Here is a 21,662-nt window from a genome sequence, read left to right as displayed (position 1 = left end):
GTGAATAGTTTGGCTTTCTAAAGTTGCTTTTTGTTATTAAAACTGTAATTTTTAATTAGATTTGCTCAACCAAAAATAAATTTATAAAAATGAAAAAACTTTTATTGCTTTTTAGTGCTTTAACTTTATTACTAATATCGTGTTCCAGTGATGAAAAATCATCTTCTGAAGACAAATCTATCTTACCTGGAACTATTTCTTATACTTATCCTTCTGTTTATTTAGGAACAAATAGTAAAAGTACTTTAAGTTATGATGGAAATAAATTACTAACCAGCATAGATGAAAGTTCAAAAACTGTCTTTACTTATACAGGAAAAGTTATTACAAAACAAGAGAAATTTGCTGTAGATTCGAAAGGTTTGGAAACTAAAAATATTGAAGTTAACTATACGTATGAAAACGGAAAATTAAAAACGAGAGTAACAAGAAGATCTTTTACTGTTAAATATCCTGAAGGAGAATATATTGGAAAAACAGTATACACACATACTTCTGATAATTTGATTTCATATGTAGAATACTCAGTTAACCCTGACACTAAAATGGAGACAAAAGTTAGTGAAGGCAGTTTAACTTATAAAAATGGTAATTTAGTTCAATTTAAGTCAATTAGAGGCAGTTCTGTCTCGACGATAGTTCAGGAATATGATACTAAAAATAACCCTTTAAAAAATATTTTGGGTTTTGATTTATTATTAACTGAGGTAGAATTTTCGGCTAATAATATATTGAAAATTAATAGAACAGATAGCGAATTCCCTAATCCTGCAGTCTATTTAGTCAATTACATTTACAATGATAAAGATTATCCAACAAAACGCACATCATTTACAAGTGACGGTAAATCGATAGAGTATGAAATTGGATACACATATTAAGTTATTAAAAATTTGAAATTAATAAAAAACCAAATACTTCTTTATTTGGTTTTTTTATTGGTGAAAATTCGTGAAATTCGTGTTTAAATCAAAACCATGCAATTCAGAACCCAAATCCCAATTTCTAAAACCAATAATCAAATTGATTATAATTCAAAGATAATTTCTATTGGTTCTTGTTTTGCCGAAAATATGGCGGATAAATTTGATTATTTTAAATTTCAAAATCAAACAAATCCGTTTGGGATAATTTTTAATCCCGTTTCGATCGAGAAAATTATTAGCCGGGTAATTAAACAGGAATTCTATACAGAGAAAGATGTTTTTTTTTATAACGAACGTTGGCACAGTTACGAAGTACATTCCGATTTAAGTAATTCAGACCGACAAGAATTACTGGAAACGCTAAACAAAGCAATTCTAGAAACCGGCAAACAATTAAAAGAAGCCACGCACATTATTATTACCTACGGAACTTCTTGGATTTACAGGAATATCGAAAGCGATGAAATTGTTGCCAATTGCCATAAAGTACCTCAAAAGCAATTCATAAAGCAATTATTATCAGTAAATGAAATTGAGCAAAGTATTCATAATAAAATTGATTTAATCGGGATTTTAAATCCTCATATCAACTTCATATTCACCGTTTCACCAGTTCGACATGTCAAAGATGGTTTTGCGGAAAATCAACTCAGCAAATCACATTTATTTGCTTCGCTCCACAGCAATCTAAAATCTAAAATCAACAATCTAAAATTAGAATATTTTCCTTCCTATGAAATCATGATGGATGAACTTCGTGATTATCGTTTTTATACCGAGGATATGTTACATCCCAATCAGGTTGCGATAGATTATATCTGGCATAAATTCAGCGAGAACTATATCTCAGAAAATAGTATTAAAACTATGGAGGAAATCTCAGATATTCAAAAAAGTCTGCGTCATCGAAGCTTCAATCCCGAATCTGAGCAGCATAAAAAATTCCTTTCTAAACTTCAGCAGAAGATAAATGCGATTCAGGAAAAATGGAATCACATTAAATTTTGATTTAATAAAAGCATTTCGATTTCATTTCTTATAATAAAGATTATCACTTATTGTAGTCAAAAAAACTTAGTGTCTTCGTGCCTTGGTGGCAAAATAAAAGTAAGAAAATAATTATTTGTCCATAAAATTTTAGAATAATTGCACGTAATTATGTAAATTGTTGAGGTTTAAAATTCTCAATTTTGTAGGCTGTATAAGTACAGCTTTATAATAACCCAATTTTAATTTAAACGTGTTTTATTGAACGTATGAATAAAAAACGAATTCATTTTCTTAAAAAAACACTACGTATACTGCTTTGGTGCGTGGGTTCTATTATTGCACTTTTATTGCTTATAATAGTTTTAATTCAGGTTCCATCGATTCAAAATTACGCAAAGGATAAGGCGATAACCTATCTTCATAACAAGATAAAAACCAAAGTTTCCTTAGATCATATTTCTATTAAATTCCCTAAAGATGTAGTTCTTGAAGGTTTCTATTTTGAAGATCAAAAAAAAGATACTTTATTAGCAGGAAAACGTTTAGAGGTTGATGTAGATCTTTTTAAATTGATAAGCAGCGAATTAGAAATTAATTCGGTTTCACTTGAAAATGTAACGGCAAATATTTCCAGAAATAAAGACGGCGTTTTCAATTTCGATTATATCATAAAAGCTTTCGAATCAAAAGAACAAAAAGTTGAAGATCCTGATAGCAAACCCTTCAAAATATCAGTGGTAGATGTGAATCTTGATAATGTTAAATTCAATTTTAAAGATGATTTTGCTAAAAATGATATCAAAGTAAACCTGACACATTTTGATACAAAATTTAAGGAATTCGATCTCGATAAAATGAAATTTGATATTCCGAATATTAAGTTAGACGGATTAAAATTAGTTTTAGATCAGGATGTTGTTCAAAAAATCGCCGAAGTTTCAGTAGAAACTGTCGACACTATTTCCAAAAGAAAAGACTTCAATTTAAAATTAGGCAAAATCAGTTTGTCTAAAATTGATATTGCTTATGATAATAAAGATTCCAAATTAGATTCGGGAATAAAATTGGGGAATCTTGATTTATCGGTTAACAAAATCGACTTAAACAATCAGCTTTTAGATTTCGATACTTTCGAATTAAAAAATCTAAAAGGGAATCTAAGATTAGGATCAAAAGACAAACAAATAAAAACTCCGGATTTAGATTCAACGGCAATCAAACAAGCAGGCTGGAAAGTAAAACTGAACGATGTTGATATTCAGGATATCGCTTTCAAATTTGATAATATGGATTCAAAACCTGTCGTAAAAGGAATTGATTACAGTCATCTTGATTTAAATAATTTTAAATTACAAGCGGAGAAATTATATTATGGAAATGATACAATTTCAGGAAATATAAAAGCATTAACGGCAAACGATAAAAGCGGATTACAAATTCAGTCCTTAAAAACTAACTTTTTTTACGGACCTAAAAATGCTTATTTAAACGATTTGTATTTAAAAACGCCACAGACTTTACTTCAAAATAAAGTCAAGGTTGCTTATGCTTCGATTGCGACAATTTCTAAAGATTTAGGAAATCTTTCGGTAGATGCGAATCTAAATCAGTCAAAAATTGGTTTTAAAGACATCTTATTATTTGCGCCTGATTTACAAAAGACAAATCCGTTTAAAAGCAATCCAAATGCAATTTTATATCTGAATACACGCTTAAGCGGAAAAATAAAAGATCTTGATATTCCGCAATTCGAAATGAGCGGAATAGGAACGACTAAAGTTTCTCTTTCGGGAAAAATCAAAGGTTTGCCGGATGCCAAAAAAGCCTATTATGACGTAAATATCAAGAAACTTTCAAGTACTTCAAAAGATATATATTCGTTTATTCCAGCAGGAACAATTCCCAAGAACATTCAACTTCCTTCGCAATTAAATCTACAGGGAAAATTCAAAGGTTCAGTTCAGAATTTCAAAACCAATCTGGCTCTAAACAGTAGTTTCGGAAATGCAAAAGTTGATGGTTTATTTGATCAGCGCGTTAAGAAAAAAGAGAAATACGATGCAACGGTTTATTTGCTGGATTTTGATTTAGGAAAATTAATAAAAAACGATTCCATTGGAAAAATTACGCTTAAAGCGAAAGTAAAAGGAAATGGTTTAGACCCAAAAACGGCTCAGGCACAAGTTGATGGATTAGTTCAGAAAGCAGTTTTTAATAAATATACCTATAGAGATTTAGCTTTAAAAGGAAATATCGCAAACGGATCATTTGCTGTAAAATCAGGAATGAAAGATCCTAATTTGCATTTTGATCTTGTGGCAAGCGGGGATACAAAAGACAAATATCCATCGATAAAATTAAAATTAAATCTTGATATTGCCGATTTAGAAAAACTGAATCTTCACGCCGGACCAATGAAACTGCGCGGAAATGTCGATGCAGATATTGCCAATAGTAATCCTGATTTTTTAAATGGAAAAGTTTTCCTGTCGAACGTTCAGGTTTTACAAGAAGCAGAACCAATTGTTTTAGATTCGGTTCGTGTAATTGCTTTTGCTGATAATACCCGAAATAATATCAAAATATCTTCTCAGTTTTTAAAAGCAGAAATAGACGGAAAATACAAACTAACAACCTTAACATCGGCAATAGAAAAATCATTATCGAAATATATTGATTTAAAAAATCCGAAAGTAAATGGAGAAGCAGACGAACAAAGATTAGCATTTACGGTAAAAATTGACAATGACCCGATACTTTTTAAACTGGTTCCGAAATTGACAGGTTTAGAACCTATAAATATTACCGGAAAATACAATAACGTAACAGATTCATTAGAAATAAAAGGTACAATCCCAAGAATTGTTTATGCTGAAAACACAATTGCCGACGGGAAAATAAATATCGAAGCCAAAGAAAATGCATTAGAATACATGATTTCTGTGGCTACAATTGAAAGCGGTTCCTTAAAAATTCCGTTTACAAGTTTGTCAGGAAAAGTCGAAAATAATAATTTGACTTATGCCCTTGAAGTAAAAGATACCAAAGACAAACAACAGTATTTTATTGCCGGAGAATTTAAATCAGAAGATTCAAAAAACATTTTTAAAATTGATGCAGAAAACTTTATTCTGAATTATGATAAATGGACAATTGATCCTGAAAATACAATTGAATTTGGAGGAAAAAGACTTTATATCAATAAATTTTATTTAGCGAATTCCGGTAACGAATTAAAAATTCAGTCACAAGGCGAGCAGGATAATGCGCCGTTGCAAGTAGATTTTGTAAACTTCAAAATCGAAACCATTATGAACATTGTCAAGAAAGATAAACTTTTGATGCAGGGTTTAATTAACGGAAATGCGGTTGTTGAAAATGTAATGACGAAACCCACTTTTACATCTGATTTAAAAATAGATCAGTTTGCTTTTAGAGGTGAACCTGTTGGTGATATCGCCATAAAAGTCGATAATAAAACCAATAATTTATTAGCTGCAAATGTCACGCTTACCGGAGAAGGAAATGATATGAACCTGACCGGTAATTATAGAATGGACGATGGTAATCTTGATTTTAATTTAGATTTAAACAATCTGAATATTAAAAGTATTCAGGGTTTTACCATGGGAAATATTACTGATGGAACCGGAGCTTTAGACGGAAATTTTAAAATTACAGGAAATGCAAGTGCGCCAAAAGTAAATGGGGAATTAAATTTTAAGGATACAGGTTTCAGAGTAGCGAAATTAAACTCATTCTTTAAAACTCAGAATGAAAAAATCACGCTTCAAAATGATCTGATTACTTTTAATAAATTTACTTTTCATGATGAAAATGATAACGAGTTAACAATCGACGGAACAATTAAATCAGCAGATTATACCAAGTTTGATTTTGGTCTAACTGTTGTTGCAGATGATTTTAGAGCCATACATTCTAAAGAAGCAGATAACGATTTGTTTTATGGCGATTTGATTTTAGACACTAAATTAAACATAAAGGGAACACTTGAAAATCCTGTTATTGGCGGAAATATCAAAATAAATAAAGACACTAAATTCTCCGTTGTTTTGCCGCAATCAGATCCTTCAATTGCTGATCGTGAAGGTATTGTAGAGTTTGTTGACGAAGATAATGTGTATCTGAAACAAACCATTGCAATGGAAAACAAACTGAATCAGTCGCAACTTGTTGGAATGGATGTAAGCGTTGAAATTTCTATTGATAAAGAAGCAGAATTAACGCTGGTAATCGACAAAGGAAATGGAGATTATTTAAATCTAAAAGGTGAAGCACAGCTTACAGGAGGAATTGATCCATCCGGAAAAACAACTTTAACGGGTAAATATGAGTTTACTGATGGAGCATATGAAATGAATTTCAACATGATCCGACGTAAATTTGATATTCAAAAAGGAAGTTCTATCATTTGGAATGGCGAGCCTACAATGGCAAATTTAAACATTACGGCGATTTATAAAGTAGAAACTGCGCCAATTGATTTATTAGGAAACCAATTGCCAACTGATAATCCAACGATTAGAAATACGTATAAACAGAAAATTCCGTTCCAGACATTATTAAAAATGAACGGTGAATTATTGAAACCGGAAATCACGTTTGACATTGTACTTCCTGACGGAAATTATGATGTCTCGACAGATGTAGTTTCGCTTACGCAAACAAAACTGCAACAGTTACGACAAGAACCGGCAGAATTAAACAAACAGGTTTTTGCGCTTTTATTATTGAATAGATTTATTGGCGAAAATCCTTTTGCGAGTGAAAGCGGCGGAACAAGTGCAGAATCATTAGCAAGACAAAGTGTGAGTAAAATACTTTCGCAACAATTAAATGATCTTGCAGGAGAATTAATTACCGGAGTTCAGTTAGAATTTGACCTTGAATCTACAGATGATTATACAACGGGAACCAGAGAAAACAGAACCGATTTGAATGTAGGAGTTTCTAAAAAACTTTTAGACGACAGATTAAAAGTAACCGTGGGAAGCAGTTTTGCTGTCGAAGGTCAGGAACGCGCCAATGAAGAAAGCACCAATATTGCCGGAGACGTTGCACTGGATTATCAATTGACAAAAGACGGACGTTATATGGTTCGTGCGTATCGAAAAAATGAATATCAGGTTGCGGTCGAAGGTCAGGTTGTTGAAACAGGAGTTGCCTTTATTATCACAATGAGTTACAATAAATTCAGAGAGCTTTTTCATCGTAGTGCAGCAGAAAAGGAAATGATTAAAGAAGAAAAACTACGCAAGGAAAAAAGAAAACAGAAAGAGAAAGAAGACAAAGAAAAAGAAGAAAATCAAATTGAAGGAAATGAGCAAAAAACATAGCAATATCAAAACCATATATGTCAGATATTTTGTGATGCTGTCCTTATTTTTTGTTTTTGGATGCAGCAATACAAAATATTTACCAGAAGGAGATTTATTGTACACAGGCGGTTCTGTGACAGTAAAAGATTCTATTATTAAAAAGAAAGACAGAAAAGAACTGGAGAAGGAACTGGAAGGTTTATTGCGTCCTAAACCCAACAAACAAATATTAGGATTACGTCCTAAATTGTGGATTTATAATCTTGCAGGAGAACCTAAAAAGCAAAAAGGGATTCGATATTGGCTCCGCACTAAAGTTGGTGAAGAACCAGTACTTTTCAGCAAAGTCGATTTAGATTATAACGCTTCGGTTTTAAGAAATTTCACAGAAAACCGCGGTTATTTTAAAACCCGTGTAAGTGCAGATTCAACCGTTAGAAATAAAAGAGTTACCGCAGAATATACGCTGATTCCTAAAAAGCAATATATTATTACAAGTGTCACTTTTCCGGATGATTCCTTAAAAATGTCAAAAATAATTGCACGCTCAAGCCGAAGAAGTTTATTGAAAGTAGGCAAACCGTATGACTTAGATATTATAAAAGCAGAAAGAGAAAGAATAGATGCCAGACTTAAAGAACGTGGTTATTTTTACTTTAATCCGGATAATATTTTAGCGCAGGTTGATAGCAGTAAAGGCGATCATGAAGTAAAAATAAGACTGGTAATAAAACCAGATACGCCGCCAAAAGCACTTACATCATACAAAATCAATAAAATTATTGTTTATCCAAATTTTACAGTTTCAAAAGACAGCGTTAAATATACCAGGAAAGATATTGTACAATACAATGATTTCACGATTATAGATACTGCAAATACGTTTAAACCAAGAGTTTTTGACAGAACAATATATTTCAAAAAAGGCGATTTATACAGCCGTAAAGATCATAATCTGACATTAAACCGTTTCGTAAATCTGGGAACTTTTAGCTTTGTAAAAAATGAATTTAAACCTTCAGACAGTATTCCAAACAGTTTAGATTCCTATTATTATTTAACGCTTTTGCCGAAGAAATTTATCAGAGTTGAGGTTTTAGGGAAAACAAATTCGGCGAGTTATACCGGTACAGAAGTAAATGTAAACTGGAACAACAGGAACTTATTTCGCGGTGCAGAATTGCTTACCGTTTCTGTTTTTGGCGGTGCCGATTTCCAGCTTTCGGGAACCAATAATGGTAAGAACATTTATAAACTGGGAACAGAAACCAGTTTGACGTGGCCAAGATTTATTATACCATTTTTTAAAGTTGCTGGTTCCAGTGAATTTATTCCGAGAACTAAAGCAACATTGCGATACGAATATCAAAACAGAACACAATTATATGCATTGAATTCTTTTAAGGGATCTTTTGGATACTTGTGGAAAGAAAACATTCGTAAAGAGCATCAATTAAATGTATTTGACGTTACTTATGTGAGCCCTAATCACGTTACACCAGAATATCTGGCAGATGCAGAAGCGGATGAATCATTAAAAAAAGTGATAGAAAAGCAATTGATTTTTGGTCCAACATATTCGTTTACGTACACCAATACAATGCAAAAGCGTAAAAAAAATACCTTCTATTTTAATGGAGAATTAGATTTAGCCGGAAACGTAACAGGTTTGGTTACAGGCGCAAATGTCAAAAAGAACGACACGATAAAAATATTTGATGTTCCGTTTAGTCAATTTGTAAAGTTAAAAGCAGATTTTAGGCATTATTTAAAATTGAGCAAAGAAAGTGAATGGGCAAGCAGAATTATTGTTGGTGCCGGACTTCCGTACGGAAACTCAGGTGCGTTGCCAACATCAAAACAATTTGTTGTGGGAGGAACCAATAGTATTCGTGCTTTTAGAGCGAGATCACTTGGACCCGGAAGTTATTTAAATACAGAAACAACAAACAATTATTTACCGGATCAATCAGGAGATTTAAAATTAGAATTTAGTACAGAATACAGGGCAAAACTTTTTAGTATTGTTCGCGGAGCATTATTTGTTGATGCAGGAAATGTTTGGCTTTTAAACGCCGATCCCAATAAACCAGGCGGACAAATTACTAAAGATTTCATGAAAGATATCGCAGTAGGAGCCGGAGCCGGATTACGTTTTGATTTATCATTCCTGATTCTAAGAACAGATTTAGCGTTCCCTTTAAGAAAACCATATTTACCACAAGGAGAAAGATGGGTACTTAAAGATATTGATTTCGGAAGCGGACCTTGGCGAAAAGATAACCTGATTCTAAATATTGCGATTGGCTATCCATTCTAGTTGTTTTTTTGCCACGAATTTCACGAATTAGCACGAAGTAATATTAGCTATTCAATTATACTAATTTTAATTAATATACGCACATAATAATTAGTGAAATTTGTGCAATTCGTGGCAAACTTGAAAAATTTATTTTTTGAATTGATTAATATAGACAAACTATGAATTAGTGAAAATTAGTGCAATTCGTGTCAGACTTTAATTCTCATTTTGTAAATTGGTCTAATAAAATAATAGAATGCAAAATTTAGTAAAGAGAATAATAGTTTTAGCCGCAATTGTACTTGTGATCGTTTTGGCTTTCAAATATTGCGAGTTCAAAAAAGAAGACGATTCTACAATTGATTATAACACCAATTTAATTCAGCAGCAAATTCTAAACGTTGGAAAATTGGTTGTCACCGAAGGACATTTTTCAGAAGTCATTACCTATAAAAATCAGCAGAAATATTTAATGGACATGGTTTCTTTCGAAAAGAAAGCACTTGTTGTTGTCAATGCAAATGTTACCGTAGCCTACGATTTGCATAAAATGAAATACGATATCGACGAAAAAAACAAAACCATCACCATTTTAAATATCCCAAAAGAAGAAATTACAATCAATCCGGATATTCAGTTTTATGATGTAGAACAAAGCAAACTGAATCCGTTTACGGGAGATGATTACAATAAAATCAACAAATCGGTAAAAGCTAATCTTGCCAAGAAAATTGAAAAATCTACCCTAAAAACAAACGCCCAAAACAGATTAATAAGTGAATTATCTAAAATCCTTATTTTGACAAATTCAATGGGCTGGAAGTTACAATACGAAGGAAAAACAATAGAATCTGATAAGGATTTTAATGAGGATTTGAAGTTGTAGAGGAGGAAGGTTCAAAGGTTCAGAGGTTTTGCCGTAATCTTGTCATTTCGACGCAGGAGAAATCACACATGAAACTTCACAAAGAATGTCGACAATCTTTGGCGAATACTGTATGTGATTTCTCTTTCGTCGAAATGACAAGATTGTAGAAAAACTTTGTAGCTTCGCGCCTTTGCGAGAAATTAAACCTGTGGAAATCAGTTTAAACCAGTAAAACCCGTGGGCAATAAATTAAACAGTTTCCTTATTAAATATCAAATCCAAACCACCAGCAATCAAATGCGCCACCTCAGCACGTTTAATTTTCAATTGTTCAAGATAAATCAACACTTCCTGTAAAAGCTGTTCTTCATTTGAATCCTTCAAAAGTTCTGCAATTTCAACCGAAAGTAACCAATCATTGCCATGATTTTCTTTTAGTTTTTCAAACACAGACTTCAACTCAGATTTAGAATCTTTATTCTCTCGAATCAATCGAACCGTTTGATATAGCACTTCTAAATCATCACGTTCATCTGTATGTTTTGCTTTTATTGTAGTAGTTGTAGGAACAGAATTAATCAAGTCAAAACTATTCACATCGGCTGGACCGGAAAAAGCCGAAACTACTTTTTTACCAATTGCCATATCGTAATTTCCCCATTCAGGCTGAAACAAAATCGTTTCGCCATGAGTTACAGTACAATTTTTAAAACTAATCAGGATAATTTCTCCATGTAAGTTTCTGGAACCCGTAATGATTTCGCCTTCAACAATAATATTGCCTTCAAATTCCAGTTTTACAGTTTCATTTTCAACAATGCTATAAGCCTGTAAATCCTTTGGACTCATATCTTCGATCGCTAAATTAAATCCTTTCAGTTTCCCAATCGGACTTCCAAATCCTTCCGGATGCGTTAAAGTTCCGTGTCCAACTAACTCTTTTTCGCGGTAGGATAAAGCCGTTTTTCCTGTCGTCTGAATGTAAACCGGTTTTCCTTCATCTTGAATTACATTCGTGAAAACGCCCGAAATTTGTAAACCAGTACTCAATTCAATTGTTCCTAAAGCATTCGAATGAATCAGCTTTTGAATCCCCGAAAGTCCTCCAGTTCTTAAAGCCATTTTATTAGCAAATTCTTCTAAGATCAAACTCAAAAAAGAGAAATTTGGTGTCACATAAAGTTGAGGTTGCAATTGCGTAATATCAAAATTTTGATTCGCAGCCGAGATATCATAAGGAATTTTCTTTACGTTATCCGTCATGCACCAGGCACTTTCACCAATAGAAGAAAGTAATCCTGCGCCATATATTTTAGGGTTTTCAACAGTTCCAATCAAGCCATATTCAACCGTCCACCAATGCAGGTTTCGAATTTGAGCCATTTCAGACAATTCGCCCATATTGTTTTGTAAATCGGCAACAGCTTTTTCAGCTTCGTCAATTTTTTCCTGTGGCGTATCTTCTGCTTCTTTCAAGATCGAAAGCAACCGAATCGCTTCATACATTTGATAATCTTTGTGTGATGAAATCGCTTTGCATCCTATTTCACCAAATCGGCGTAAATATTCAGCATATTCAGGATTCGCAATAATAGGAGCGTGTCCGGCGCCTTCGTGAATAATATCCGGCGCAGGCGTATATTCAATATGTTCTAACTGACGAATATCTGACGCAATAACCAATACATTGTACGCCTGAAATTCCATAAAAGCATTTGGCGGAATAAATCCGTCAACTGCAACCGCAGCCCAGCCAATTTCGGTCAGGATTCTATTCATGCCGTACATACTTGGGATAGAATCAATTTCGATTCCTGTTTTGCGCAAACCGTCTAAATACGAACTATGAGCGACTTTTGATAAATAATCTACATTTTTACGCATTACATAACGCCAAACCGCTTGGTTTATAGGTGTGTAATCGCTATAATCCTGAGGTTTAATAAATTGCTTTAAATGTTTAGGCAATCGCTCTAATAACGGGTTTGTTTCAATACTTGCATTCATTTCGAAAACGTTGTAGATTAGAATGTAAAATTACGAATTTACACCACTATTTATTGCTGTTTACTGCATTTTTTTTCTTCAAAAGCCACTTTTATTGCGTTTTTCATGAAGTTCATTTGACAGCTGATGCGGGTTTTTAGGAGCTATTTCCTGCTGTTCGCTATATCTTTTTGTTTTTAAAGAAAAAAAATAAATTATGACTAAAGTAGTTTATAAATAGTAGTTTACGAGTTAGTCTATCTTAGAAGGTAACGATTTAGTAATGATTCTCTTTGCATCATTTTACTCCACTATTTCTTGTAACTAAAACACAAAAATACAATAAATAGGCGAAAGGTTTTATCTTCTATCCTGTTTTTGTTAATCATTGAATTACATTTGTCACATATTTTGGATTTGTAGTGATGTAAATAAGTCGAAAAATTAGAGTAACTATTTTTTAATCAATATTAAAAATAGTTACTCTTTAGTGCTTTATTAATTATTTCAACTACAATTCGGACACAGGCTTGATAGATTAAAATTCAACTACTTAACCAGATAATTATCTGGGATTTTATAACAGGTTTGTACAGAATCCAAGCAAGTTACCGAAAGGTATTTTTACAACTAAAATGTATGTGATTATGAATATGATCATAATTATCATTGCGATGTCAACTAGCATATTTTCAAATGGGCTCTTTTTTTTAAATAGAAACTGCAACGATTGTCTTACATCAAACGCACCATAATAAATTTAGTTTTGCTGTTCACATTTTGAAAGGATATTTAGAGCACCAAGAAGATTTAAAAATAACTTTGGATATTTAGCTTTGGGTTGCAGAATCTATGCAAAAAAGATCAAATGGAGCTTGATCTTCAATATTCCAAAAGATGAGCATACTTATGGGATATACTTAAAACAAAAAGGAGAATTTTTATTTTGCAAGGCTAATTAGCGTTTAGAATTTTTTTTATTGTTATTGATGAATTTTAATTTACTATTTCAATCAATTTTGAACTTTTTAAATCTAAATTAAAGTCAAAAGATACCCTGTTAATGAACCGCCTAGAACTATAAACGCACTATTGATTTTCTTGTAATTAAAAGTTATAATAATACTTAATAAAGCAATTATAATAGTTCGCCAATCTATAATAGTTTCCTTTCCCATTTCTAAACAAATAGAAAATATAATTGCTATTGACGCAACATTTACAGCGTCTAAAAAGATGGAAAATAATGTCGAACTCCGCATTTTTTTTACTAACGGATTTAAAAGTGCAACAAAAACAAAAGAGGGTAGAAAAATGGCAATAGTTGAAATTATTGCTCCTGAAAATCCATTAATTTGATAACCGATAAAAGTTACAGATGAAAAAACGGGTCCGGGTGTAAATTGTCCGACTGCAATTGCATCTATTAATTGTGTTCTCGTTAAAAGTCCTGTTGAAACTAATTCTGCATCAAGAAAAGCGAAAAGCACATATCCACTTCCATATAAAATTGCGCCAATTTTTAAGAAAATCAAGAATAAATTTAAGTTTGTTGCTGAAATTAAATTATTATTTGAAACTTGAAAAAGTGTTAGCGGAATAAAAGCATTTATGTTTTTATTCGTATTTTGTTTTAAATAATATAGGAATACTGCAATTATTCCTGCACCAAACATTAAAATTATTTCATTGTAATTTATTAGTGAAAGCAGCAAAACAATAGCTCCAATAATTCCTAGTTGAATTGTTTTTAAGGATTTTTTTGCCAAAGGAAAAATTGCTGAAAGTACAATGGCAATAATAGCAGGTTTTATACCGTATAAAAAAGGTTTTATTTCTGGAATTTCACCATATTCTTTATACAGCCAAGCAAAAAACAATGTAATGATTACAGCAGGGAAAATAAAACAAAATCCTGCAACAATCAATCCTTTCCAACCTGCTTTTTCGTGTCCAATGTGAATAGCCATTTCGGTACTATTGGGACCAGGTATTAAGTTTGTAGCCCCAATTAAGTCAAGAAAATGTTGCTCAGTAAGCCACTTTTTTTTGACTACTACTTCATCTTGCATCATTGCAATGTGTACTGCAGGACCACCAAAACCAATAATACCAATTTTCAAAAATAATTTTGCTATTTCTTTTAAATTATTTTTCTCTTCCATTTTGATTTAATTCCTTATCAAGCGACCATTTACCTGCACCTTCTATTAGAATAAAAATTCCTCCAAGTAACATTGCCCAATCTGTTCTACTGCCGTGAAGCATTTCCCAAAATCCATCGTTTTTTAAAACTTCTGCTTTTGTTGTTGCAATTGCAACAAGCATAATTATTATAATTGGAATACTTGCTAAACGTGTAAAAAGTCCAATTAAGATTAATGCACCACAAAGTATTTCAAAAAAACCAACAAAATTTCCTAAAAATTCAGGTGATGGCAAACCAATTTTAGCAAATCTTCCTGCTCCTAAAGTATCAGGAAATAAAAACTTTTGTATTCCTTCTGATAAAAATACTACTCCAACCATCAAACGGATTAAAATAGTTGTTTTTGAATTATCTGTATTTATTAATTTTTGCAACATAATTTAGTCTTTTATTTGAAATATTGATTTGAAAAAGGTGTTTTTTCAGGAATTAGTATCATATAATATTTGTGATTTGTAGATTGAAAACTAGAATTAGCTGGATTTTTTTTGAAACTTATCTTTATTCTTTGTGGGATTTCAAGAAGTTTTTTTTAATCACCATTTATTTGAACTACAAAATCATTGTAAATCTTTATATACATTTTGGACACAACCCAGAAAGTGTAAAATTTACCTCTTTTACCAAATAATTATCGGGGATTTTATAAGAAGGTTCAACCGAATCCAAGCAAGTTACCGAAAGGCATTTTTCACAACTAAAATGTACGTGATTATGAATGTGATGGTGGTTATCGTGATGGTGATGGCAACTTGCATATTTAACCGTTCCGTCCGGAGTGGCAATTTTATGAATCAGATCTTCATTGATCAAACGTTCTAAAACTCTGTAAATAGTAACTCTATCACATAAATCTCCTGTCAATTTTTGAATCTCAACATGTGACAATGCAACTTCAGAATGAGTTATTAATTCTAAAATAGCCGTTTTGGAGGCGGTGTTTCGTATAGTTTTCATAATTACCAAAATATATAACGCAACATTGTTGCGATTAATAAAATACCAAGTATATTTGCAACCAAATTGCATTAAGCAAATGTACAAGAAAATTAAGAAAGAATCAATAGTGGTTTATAGCTAATTAGCCTTGCCATTTTCATTAAAAGCATTTTTAAATTTTTAAAATATGACAAGCAATACCAATTTTGATGTAATAATTATAGGCGGAAGTTATGCAGGTCTTTCAGCAGGAATGTCTTTGGGAAGAGCTTTGAAAAATGTATTAATTATAGACAGTGGAAAACCTTGCAATATTGAAACCCCACATTCTCATAACTTCATCACCCAAGATGGGAAAAAACCAAAAGAGGTCGCAACTCTTGCCAAACAACAAGTGGAGCAATATGAAACTGTAAAATTTTATAATGGACTTGCAACAAGTGGAAAGAAAACAACGAACGGCTTTGAAATTACTACGCAAATAAACGACAAATTTACTGCTAAGAAATTGATATTTGCAACAGGTGTTAAGGATCAAATACCTGATATAAATGGATTCTCAGAATGTTGGGGGATTTCGGTTATCCATTGCCCATACTGCCACGGTTATGAATACAAGAATGAAAAAACAGGAATTCTTGCAAACGGAGATATGGCATTTGAAACAGCAAAAATGATTCAAAATTGGACAAATTATTTAACCGTATTCACGAATGGAAAATCGACATTGACAATCGAACAGACTGAAAAACTTGAAAAACACAACATAAAAATAATAGAAACCGAAATTGATTCTTTACACCATACAAAAGGACGATTAGAAAGTATTGAATTTAAAGACAAAACTTCCCTAAAAATAACTGCTTTATATGCAAAACCAAAATTTGTACAACATTGCAATATCCCAGAACAATTAGGTTGCGAATTGACGGAACATAACCTTATAAAAACGGACCTTTTTCAAAAAACTACCCAAGAAGGAATATTTGTTTGTGGAGATAATACCACAATGCTAAGAGCGATATCAAATGCTGTTGCAATGGGAACTTTAGCAGGTGTAATGGCAAGTAGAGAAATAATTGAAGAAGAATTTTAAATAACATTCGAAAAAAGCTTAAAATGGAACAGCCCAAAAAAATAAACGTTTACATCATCACAGGATTTCTAGGCTCTGGAAAAACAACTGTGCTGAACAATTTGTTAAAGCAATTTTCTACCGAAAAAAATGTAGTAATCGAAAACGAATTTGGCAAAATTAATATTGATGCAACATTAATAAACGGAACTTTCGAATTTGTTTATGAACTCACAAATGGCTGTATTTGTTGTTCGATAAACAACCAATTATTAGAAACCCTGACCCGAATTCATACTTTAGAGAACCAACCCGATAATTTGTTTATAGAAACAACGGGGATTGCCGATGCAGGCGAAATTGCGGCAAATTTTACAGCTCTTTATGTCGCAGAAGCTTTCGATTTAAAGAAAATCATAACTGTTGTTGATGCTGAAAATATACTTTTCTATAAAGATTCTAATATTGAAGTGACAAAACAAATTGTAGCTGCGGGCACTGTGATTATTAATAAATCAGCCTTGGTTGCCTCCGAAATTATTACAGATATAAAAGATTTTATACAAGCCATAAACCCATATACAACTATTATTTTATCAAATGATGGTTCGTTAGATAGAATGAATTTGGAGATAGAAAACAGTCAAAAACCGCTAACTCCTGCCACAATTTATAAATCTGAAAGTGTTCATAAAATCAAAACAATGCTCTATGAAACAGATGATTTTTTTGATATTCAAAAATTGAAATACGAACTTTTTAAGAACCTCTATTTGTATTACCATCAGATTTACAGGATAAAAGGATATGTTTTAAATGCAGAAAATGAAGTTTTCTTGGTACAAACCACTGGAAAAACAGTGGTCATTTCTCCAGTCGAAAACCAATTGATTTTAAAAAGCCAACTGGTTTTTATTGGAAAAGAATTAGAGTTAAAAACCATAGAGCGTTTACTCAAAAGTGCTATTGTTAAAAATAAAAAACTACAACTATTCTAATGAAAAAAATAAAAATAGGAATTCTGACCGTGTCTGACCGAGCCAGTCAAGGAATTTATGAAGATATTTCAGGACTTGAAATTAGAAAAGTAGTTGATAATTACACCAATGACAGCTGTGATTTTGCCTATTTGATAGTGCCTGATGAGGAAGAGCTGATACTTGAAAAATTAATTCATTTATCGGATATCGAAAAATGCAGTTTGATTTTTACCACCGGCGGAACAGGGCCTGCATTACGAGATGTAACCCCCGAAGCCACCGAAAAAGGCTGTCAAAAAATGCTGCCGGGTTTTGGCGAATTGATGCGTGCAGCAAGTCTTGCGTATGTTCCCACGGCAATTTTATCAAGACAAACGGCAGGAATCAGGAACCAAACTTTAATTGTGAATTTACCCGGAAAACCTAGTGCAATAGAAACTTGCCTGAAAGCCATTTTTCCAGCCATACCCTATTGTATCGATTTGCTCGAAGGCCCATTTATGATTTGCAATCCAGAAAAAATCCAAATTTTTAGACCTAAAAAATAAGTATGATTACGATAACATTACCTTCAAATATTCAAAAAACATTTCATCAAGAATCAGTTTCTATTCAAGATGTTGCGGAATCTATAAGCAATTCTTTAGCCAAAGAAGTCCTTGTGGCCAATGCAAACGGTCAAATTGTTGACTTAAATTATGCTATTCCAAATGAGGCTAAAGTCAATTTACTAACTTGGAAAGACGACGAGGGCAAAAATGCATTTTGGCACACGACTTCTCATTTGCTTGGGGCGGCGTTGCAAGAATTATATCCTGGCGTACAACTCGGCATTGGTCCAGCTATAGAAAACGGATTTTATTATGATGTTGATTTTGGCGAACACAAATTTACTGATGCCGATTTTACCAAAGTCGAAAATAAAATGCTCGAATTAGCCCAGAAAAAATCATTGAACATTCGAAGAGAAGTTTCAAAAAGTGTGGCTTCTGCGTTTTTTCTGCAACATTACGATGGCTATAAGTTAGAATTAATTGAAGGTTTGCCCGACGGAACAATTACGTTTTACGAAACTGGAAATTTTACCGATTTGTGTGCGGGCCCTCATATTCCGAATACTTCATTTATAAAGGCAGTAAAACTTACTGCTATTGCGGGCGCTTATTGGCGTGCCAACGAAAAAAACAAAATGCTGACTCGTGTTTATGGAATTTCATTTCCCAAAAAAGCGGAACTTGATTTATATCTTGAAGCTTTAGAGAAAGCAAAACAGCGCGACCACCGGAAGTTAGGCAAGGAATTAGAACTTTTTTATTTTGATGAAGAAGTAGGAATGGGCTTGCCGTTGTGGGCTCCCAAAGGAGAAGCATTGCGACAAAATTTAATTGGTTTTTTGCGAAAAATTCAAATGCGTGCAGGCTATCAACACGTGGCAACACCTCATATTGGAAAGAAAGAATTGTATGTTACCTCGGGACATTATGCCAAATACGGTCAAGATGCTTTTCAACCTATAAAAACACCTGCCGAGAATGAGGAATTCTTTTTGAAACCAATGAACTGCCCGCATCATTGCAAAATATACGCTACCAAACCCCGAAGCTATAAAGAACTCCCTATAAAATATGCCGAATTTGGCACGGTATATCGCTACGAACAAAGTGGCGAATTGCACGGATTGACTCGCGTGAGAGGATTTACCCAAGACGATGCGCATATATACTGCCGACCGGACCAACTGAAAGATGAATTTTTGAAAGTCGTCGATTTAGTGAATTTGGTATATGGGAAATTAGGTTTTACCGATTTTCAGACCCAAATTTCGTTGCGTGATACTACCAATAAAGAAAAGTATTTAGGTACAGACGAAATGTGGAATTTAGCCGAAAACGCCATTATAGAAGCCACCCAAGAACGTGGAATGAAAACCACTACCAAAGAAGGCGAAGCGGCTTTTTATGGTCCAAAACTCGATTTTATGGTGCGTGATGCTATTGGTAGAAAATGGCAAATTGGCACGATTCAGGTCGATTATATGATGCCCGAAAATTTTGATTTGAAATATATGGGCAGTGACAATCAAAATCAGCGTCCTGTAATGATTCATCGGGCGTTGTTTGGTTCTATGGAACGCTTTATTGCGCTTTTAATCGAACATACGGGTGGTAATTTCCCTGTTTGGCTTGCTCCAACCAAAGTAATTATGTTGCCTATTGCATCCAAATATATTCCGTATTGTCAGGAAATTGCTAATCAAATTAACGAGGAATTCGATTTGCAAATTGAAGTCTATGAACGTGAGGAAAAAATTGGACGCAAAATCAGGGATGCCGAAACTCAGAAAATCCCCTATATGCTTATCGTGGGCGAAAAAGAAAGTCAGGAAAACAAAGTTTCGATTCGGGTACACGGCGAGGGGGATAAAGGAATCGTTTCAGTTTCGGAATTCATAGAAAATTTTAGAAGAGAACTTAAAATAATCTAAATGATTTTAAGCGGAAAAGAAATAGAAAAAAATCTCGGAACAGATCTTTCGATTGAACCATTCGATGCGAAACAACTCAATCCCAATAGCTATAATTTGAAATTGCACGAAGAATTATTGGTTTATGACAACACCATTTTGGATATGAAAATGGAGAATAAAGCATCGATGATTCGCATTCCAAAATCGGGTTTATTATTAGAACCCAACAAACTCTATTTGGGCAGAACGGTAGAATATACTAAAACCTATAATTATGTACCAATGCTAGAAGGCAGAAGCAGTATTGGTCGTTTGGGAATGTTCATACACGTTACGGCAGGTTTTGGCGATGTGGGTTTTGAGGGCTATTGGACATTGGAAATCTTTGTCATTCAGCCATTGATTATTTATCCTAATATTGATGTTTGCCAACTTTATTACCACACTATCGAAGGGGAATTTGAAACTTACTCAAGCGGAAAGTATCAAAAAAACGATAGCATTCAACCGAGTTATTTATTTAAAGATTTTGAAAATGACAATTGGTAAAAAAGAATTAGAAGAAACCGAAAACCTGAATTTGCAATTTGAGAAACGTGGCGGTTTGCTTCCTGTTGCTGTTCAAGAAACAAAAACAGGACAACTATTGATGCTGGCTACGGTAAACAAAGAAGCTTTTGAAATTAGTTTAAAAACACTCAAAGCTACCTTTTACAGCACCTCAAGAAAACAAATATGGACAAAAGGATTAACCTCTGGAAATACTTTGAAAATTGACAACATACTGATTGATTGCGACCAAGATTCTTTGGTATATCAGGTTACTTTAGAAAACGGTGGTGTCTGTCACACCTTTAACCAAAAAGGAGAAAACAGAAAAGCCTGTTTTTATCGAAAAATAAATCTTTTAAGACAAAAATCAAAATGAAACAAGAGCAACAAAATAAAGCAGATACTATTGGCGACAACCACATCGGCACATCGGCAGAAACACCATTGCGTGCAGATGCTTTTGCCAAAACAGACGATCAAAAAATAGAATCTATTTCATTTCATTATCAAAAAATAATGGAAGAATTAGGTTTGGATTTAACCGATGACAGCTTGAGTGGTACGCCCTATCGTGTAGCAAAAATGTATGTGAAAGAACTTTTCTCGGGTTTAGATCCCAAAAACAAACCGAAAATTTCAGTTTTTGACAATAAATACCAATACAATAAAATGCTGGTTGAGAGTCAAATAACCTTTAATTCCTCTTGCGAACATCATTTTTTGCCCATCATTGGCAAAGCACACATTGGCTACATTTCGTCAGGAAAAGTAATTGGGCTATCCAAAATGAATCGGATTGTGGAATATTACGGCAGACGACCACAAGTGCAGGAACGAATGACGATTCAAATTTTTAATGAATTGAAAAATGCTCTTCAAACCAATGATGTCATTGTAGTAGTCGAAGCCGAGCATTTGTGCGTTTCTACCCGTGGTGTCAATGACAAATCGAGCAAAACGACAACATTGGAATTTGGTGGGAAATTTGAAGACGACCAAGTGCGAAATGATTTTTTTAAGATGATTTAA

16 protein-coding genes are annotated in these 21,662 nt (G+C 33.1%); 12 read left to right on the top strand and 4 right to left on the bottom strand.

From position 1 onward, the window contains the following. Nucleotides 1–89 precede the first annotated feature (89 nt). From KHA90_RS15640 to KHA90_RS15620, 5 genes are all read left to right on the top strand, one after another. Complete coding sequence (locus tag KHA90_RS15640) at nucleotides 90–881, top strand: hypothetical protein (protein ID WP_213302383.1); 792 nt, start codon at nucleotides 90–92, stop codon at nucleotides 879–881. Between the two features lie 96 nt (nucleotides 882–977). Continuing rightward, entirely contained in the window at nucleotides 978–1,934 is a 957-nt protein-coding gene (locus KHA90_RS15635) for a GSCFA domain-containing protein (protein ID WP_213302380.1), read from the top strand. A gap of 248 nt (nucleotides 1,935–2,182) precedes the next feature. Then, nucleotides 2,183–7,273 (top strand): translocation/assembly module TamB domain-containing protein, encoded by a 5,091-nt coding sequence (locus KHA90_RS15630; protein ID WP_213302377.1) that lies wholly within the window; start codon nucleotides 2,183–2,185, stop codon nucleotides 7,271–7,273. Then, on the top strand, nucleotides 7,257–9,575 hold the full coding sequence (gene tamL / locus KHA90_RS15625) for a translocation and assembly module lipoprotein TamL (RefSeq protein WP_213302363.1): 2,319 nt from the start codon (nucleotides 7,257–7,259) through the stop codon (nucleotides 9,573–9,575). Before KHA90_RS15630 ends, tamL begins: the two co-directional genes overlap by 17 nt. A gap of 238 nt (nucleotides 9,576–9,813) precedes the next feature. Continuing rightward, nucleotides 9,814–10,443, top strand: a complete 630-nt coding sequence (locus KHA90_RS15620) for a DUF4230 domain-containing protein (RefSeq protein ID WP_213302353.1) — start codon at nucleotides 9,814–9,816, stop codon at nucleotides 10,441–10,443. A gap of 231 nt (nucleotides 10,444–10,674) precedes the next feature. On the opposite strand, the gene KHA90_RS15615 is transcribed toward KHA90_RS15620, so the two are convergent. The 4 genes from KHA90_RS15615 to KHA90_RS15600 all read right to left on the bottom strand — a co-directional run bounded on the left by KHA90_RS15615 (nucleotide 10,675) and on the right by KHA90_RS15600 (nucleotide 15,577). Beyond that, nucleotides 10,675–12,432 (bottom strand): aromatic amino acid hydroxylase, encoded by a 1,758-nt coding sequence (locus tag KHA90_RS15615; RefSeq protein WP_213302350.1) that lies wholly within the window; start codon nucleotides 12,430–12,432, stop codon nucleotides 10,675–10,677. Nucleotides 12,433–13,445: 1,013 nt separating this feature from the next. Continuing rightward, nucleotides 13,446–14,576, bottom strand: a complete 1,131-nt coding sequence (chrA, locus tag KHA90_RS15610; RefSeq protein WP_213302347.1) for a chromate efflux transporter — start codon at nucleotides 14,574–14,576, stop codon at nucleotides 13,446–13,448. Continuing rightward, nucleotides 14,560–14,997, bottom strand: a complete 438-nt coding sequence (locus KHA90_RS15605; RefSeq protein ID WP_213302344.1) for a DoxX family protein — start codon at nucleotides 14,995–14,997, stop codon at nucleotides 14,560–14,562. The genes chrA and KHA90_RS15605 overlap by 17 nt, the downstream gene beginning before the upstream one ends. 196 nt (nucleotides 14,998–15,193) lie before the next feature. Beyond that, a complete protein-coding gene (locus KHA90_RS15600; protein WP_213302341.1) occupies nucleotides 15,194–15,577 on the bottom strand; it encodes a Fur family transcriptional regulator in 384 nt (127 codons plus the stop codon). Between the two features lie 169 nt (nucleotides 15,578–15,746). On the opposite strand from KHA90_RS15600, the gene KHA90_RS15595 reads away from it, so the two are divergent. The 7 genes from KHA90_RS15595 to folE are packed head-to-tail and all read left to right on the top strand — an operon-like array spanning nucleotide 15,747 to nucleotide 21,662. Continuing rightward, nucleotides 15,747–16,655, top strand: coding sequence for an NAD(P)/FAD-dependent oxidoreductase (locus tag KHA90_RS15595; protein ID WP_213302338.1), 909 nt, complete (start codon nucleotides 15,747–15,749; stop codon nucleotides 16,653–16,655). Nucleotides 16,656–16,678: 23 nt separating this feature from the next. After that, a complete protein-coding gene (locus KHA90_RS15590; RefSeq protein ID WP_213302335.1) occupies nucleotides 16,679–17,632 on the top strand; it encodes a CobW family GTP-binding protein in 954 nt (317 codons plus the stop codon). Then, nucleotides 17,632–18,162, top strand: a complete 531-nt coding sequence (gene mog / locus KHA90_RS15585) for a molybdopterin adenylyltransferase (protein WP_213302332.1) — start codon at nucleotides 17,632–17,634, stop codon at nucleotides 18,160–18,162. The genes KHA90_RS15590 and mog overlap by 1 nt, the downstream gene beginning before the upstream one ends. 2 nt (nucleotides 18,163–18,164) lie before the next feature. Next, nucleotides 18,165–20,099 carry a threonine--tRNA ligase gene (thrS, locus tag KHA90_RS15580; RefSeq protein WP_213302329.1) on the top strand — a complete coding sequence of 645 codons (1,935 nt, stop codon included), beginning with the start codon at nucleotides 18,165–18,167 and terminating at the stop codon, nucleotides 20,097–20,099. Next, nucleotides 20,100–20,630 (top strand): dCTP deaminase, encoded by a 531-nt coding sequence (dcd, locus tag KHA90_RS15575; protein ID WP_213302326.1) that lies wholly within the window; start codon nucleotides 20,100–20,102, stop codon nucleotides 20,628–20,630. It abuts the gene before it with no gap. Beyond that, a complete protein-coding gene (locus tag KHA90_RS15570) occupies nucleotides 20,617–21,009 on the top strand; it encodes a phosphoribosyl-AMP cyclohydrolase (protein WP_213302323.1) in 393 nt (130 codons plus the stop codon). Before dcd ends, KHA90_RS15570 begins: the two co-directional genes overlap by 14 nt. Beyond that, nucleotides 21,006–21,662, top strand: coding sequence for a GTP cyclohydrolase I FolE (gene folE / locus KHA90_RS15565; protein ID WP_213302319.1), 657 nt, complete (start codon nucleotides 21,006–21,008; stop codon nucleotides 21,660–21,662). Before KHA90_RS15570 ends, folE begins: the two co-directional genes overlap by 4 nt.

The organism is Flavobacterium psychroterrae (assembly GCF_018380615.1).
GTDB lineage: Bacteria > Bacteroidota > Bacteroidia > Flavobacteriales > Flavobacteriaceae > Flavobacterium > Flavobacterium psychroterrae.
Note: the sequence above shows the minus strand (reverse complement) of the source record. Positions and strands in the feature narration are given on the sequence as shown.

Bases quoted from the DNA above. Each gene is read 5' to 3' on its own strand.
- KHA90_RS15600 (WP_213302341.1), bottom strand. From the start codon at position 15,577: ATGAAAACTATACGAAACACCGCCTCCAAAACGGCTATTTTAGAATTA.
- tamL (WP_213302363.1), top strand. From the start codon at position 7,257: ATGAGCAAAAAACATAGCAATATCAAAACCATATATGTCAGATATTTT.
- mog (WP_213302332.1), top strand. From the start codon at position 17,632: ATGAAAAAAATAAAAATAGGAATTCTGACCGTGTCTGACCGAGCCAGT.
- KHA90_RS15570 (WP_213302323.1), top strand. From the start codon at position 20,617: ATGACAATTGGTAAAAAAGAATTAGAAGAAACCGAAAACCTGAATTTG.
- KHA90_RS15615 (WP_213302350.1), bottom strand. From the start codon at position 12,432: ATGAATGCAAGTATTGAAACAAACCCGTTATTAGAGCGATTGCCTAAA.
- chrA (WP_213302347.1), bottom strand. From the start codon at position 14,576: ATGGAAGAGAAAAATAATTTAAAAGAAATAGCAAAATTATTTTTGAAA.
- thrS (WP_213302329.1), top strand. From the start codon at position 18,165: ATGATTACGATAACATTACCTTCAAATATTCAAAAAACATTTCATCAA.
- KHA90_RS15640 (WP_213302383.1), top strand. From the start codon at position 90: ATGAAAAAACTTTTATTGCTTTTTAGTGCTTTAACTTTATTACTAATA.
- dcd (WP_213302326.1), top strand. From the start codon at position 20,100: ATGATTTTAAGCGGAAAAGAAATAGAAAAAAATCTCGGAACAGATCTT.
- KHA90_RS15620 (WP_213302353.1), top strand. From the start codon at position 9,814: ATGCAAAATTTAGTAAAGAGAATAATAGTTTTAGCCGCAATTGTACTT.
- KHA90_RS15630 (WP_213302377.1), top strand. From the start codon at position 2,183: ATGAATAAAAAACGAATTCATTTTCTTAAAAAAACACTACGTATACTG.
- KHA90_RS15590 (WP_213302335.1), top strand. From the start codon at position 16,679: ATGGAACAGCCCAAAAAAATAAACGTTTACATCATCACAGGATTTCTA.
- KHA90_RS15595 (WP_213302338.1), top strand. From the start codon at position 15,747: ATGACAAGCAATACCAATTTTGATGTAATAATTATAGGCGGAAGTTAT.
- KHA90_RS15605 (WP_213302344.1), bottom strand. From the start codon at position 14,997: ATGTTGCAAAAATTAATAAATACAGATAATTCAAAAACAACTATTTTA.
- folE (WP_213302319.1), top strand. From the start codon at position 21,006: ATGAAACAAGAGCAACAAAATAAAGCAGATACTATTGGCGACAACCAC.
- KHA90_RS15635 (WP_213302380.1), top strand. From the start codon at position 978: ATGCAATTCAGAACCCAAATCCCAATTTCTAAAACCAATAATCAAATT.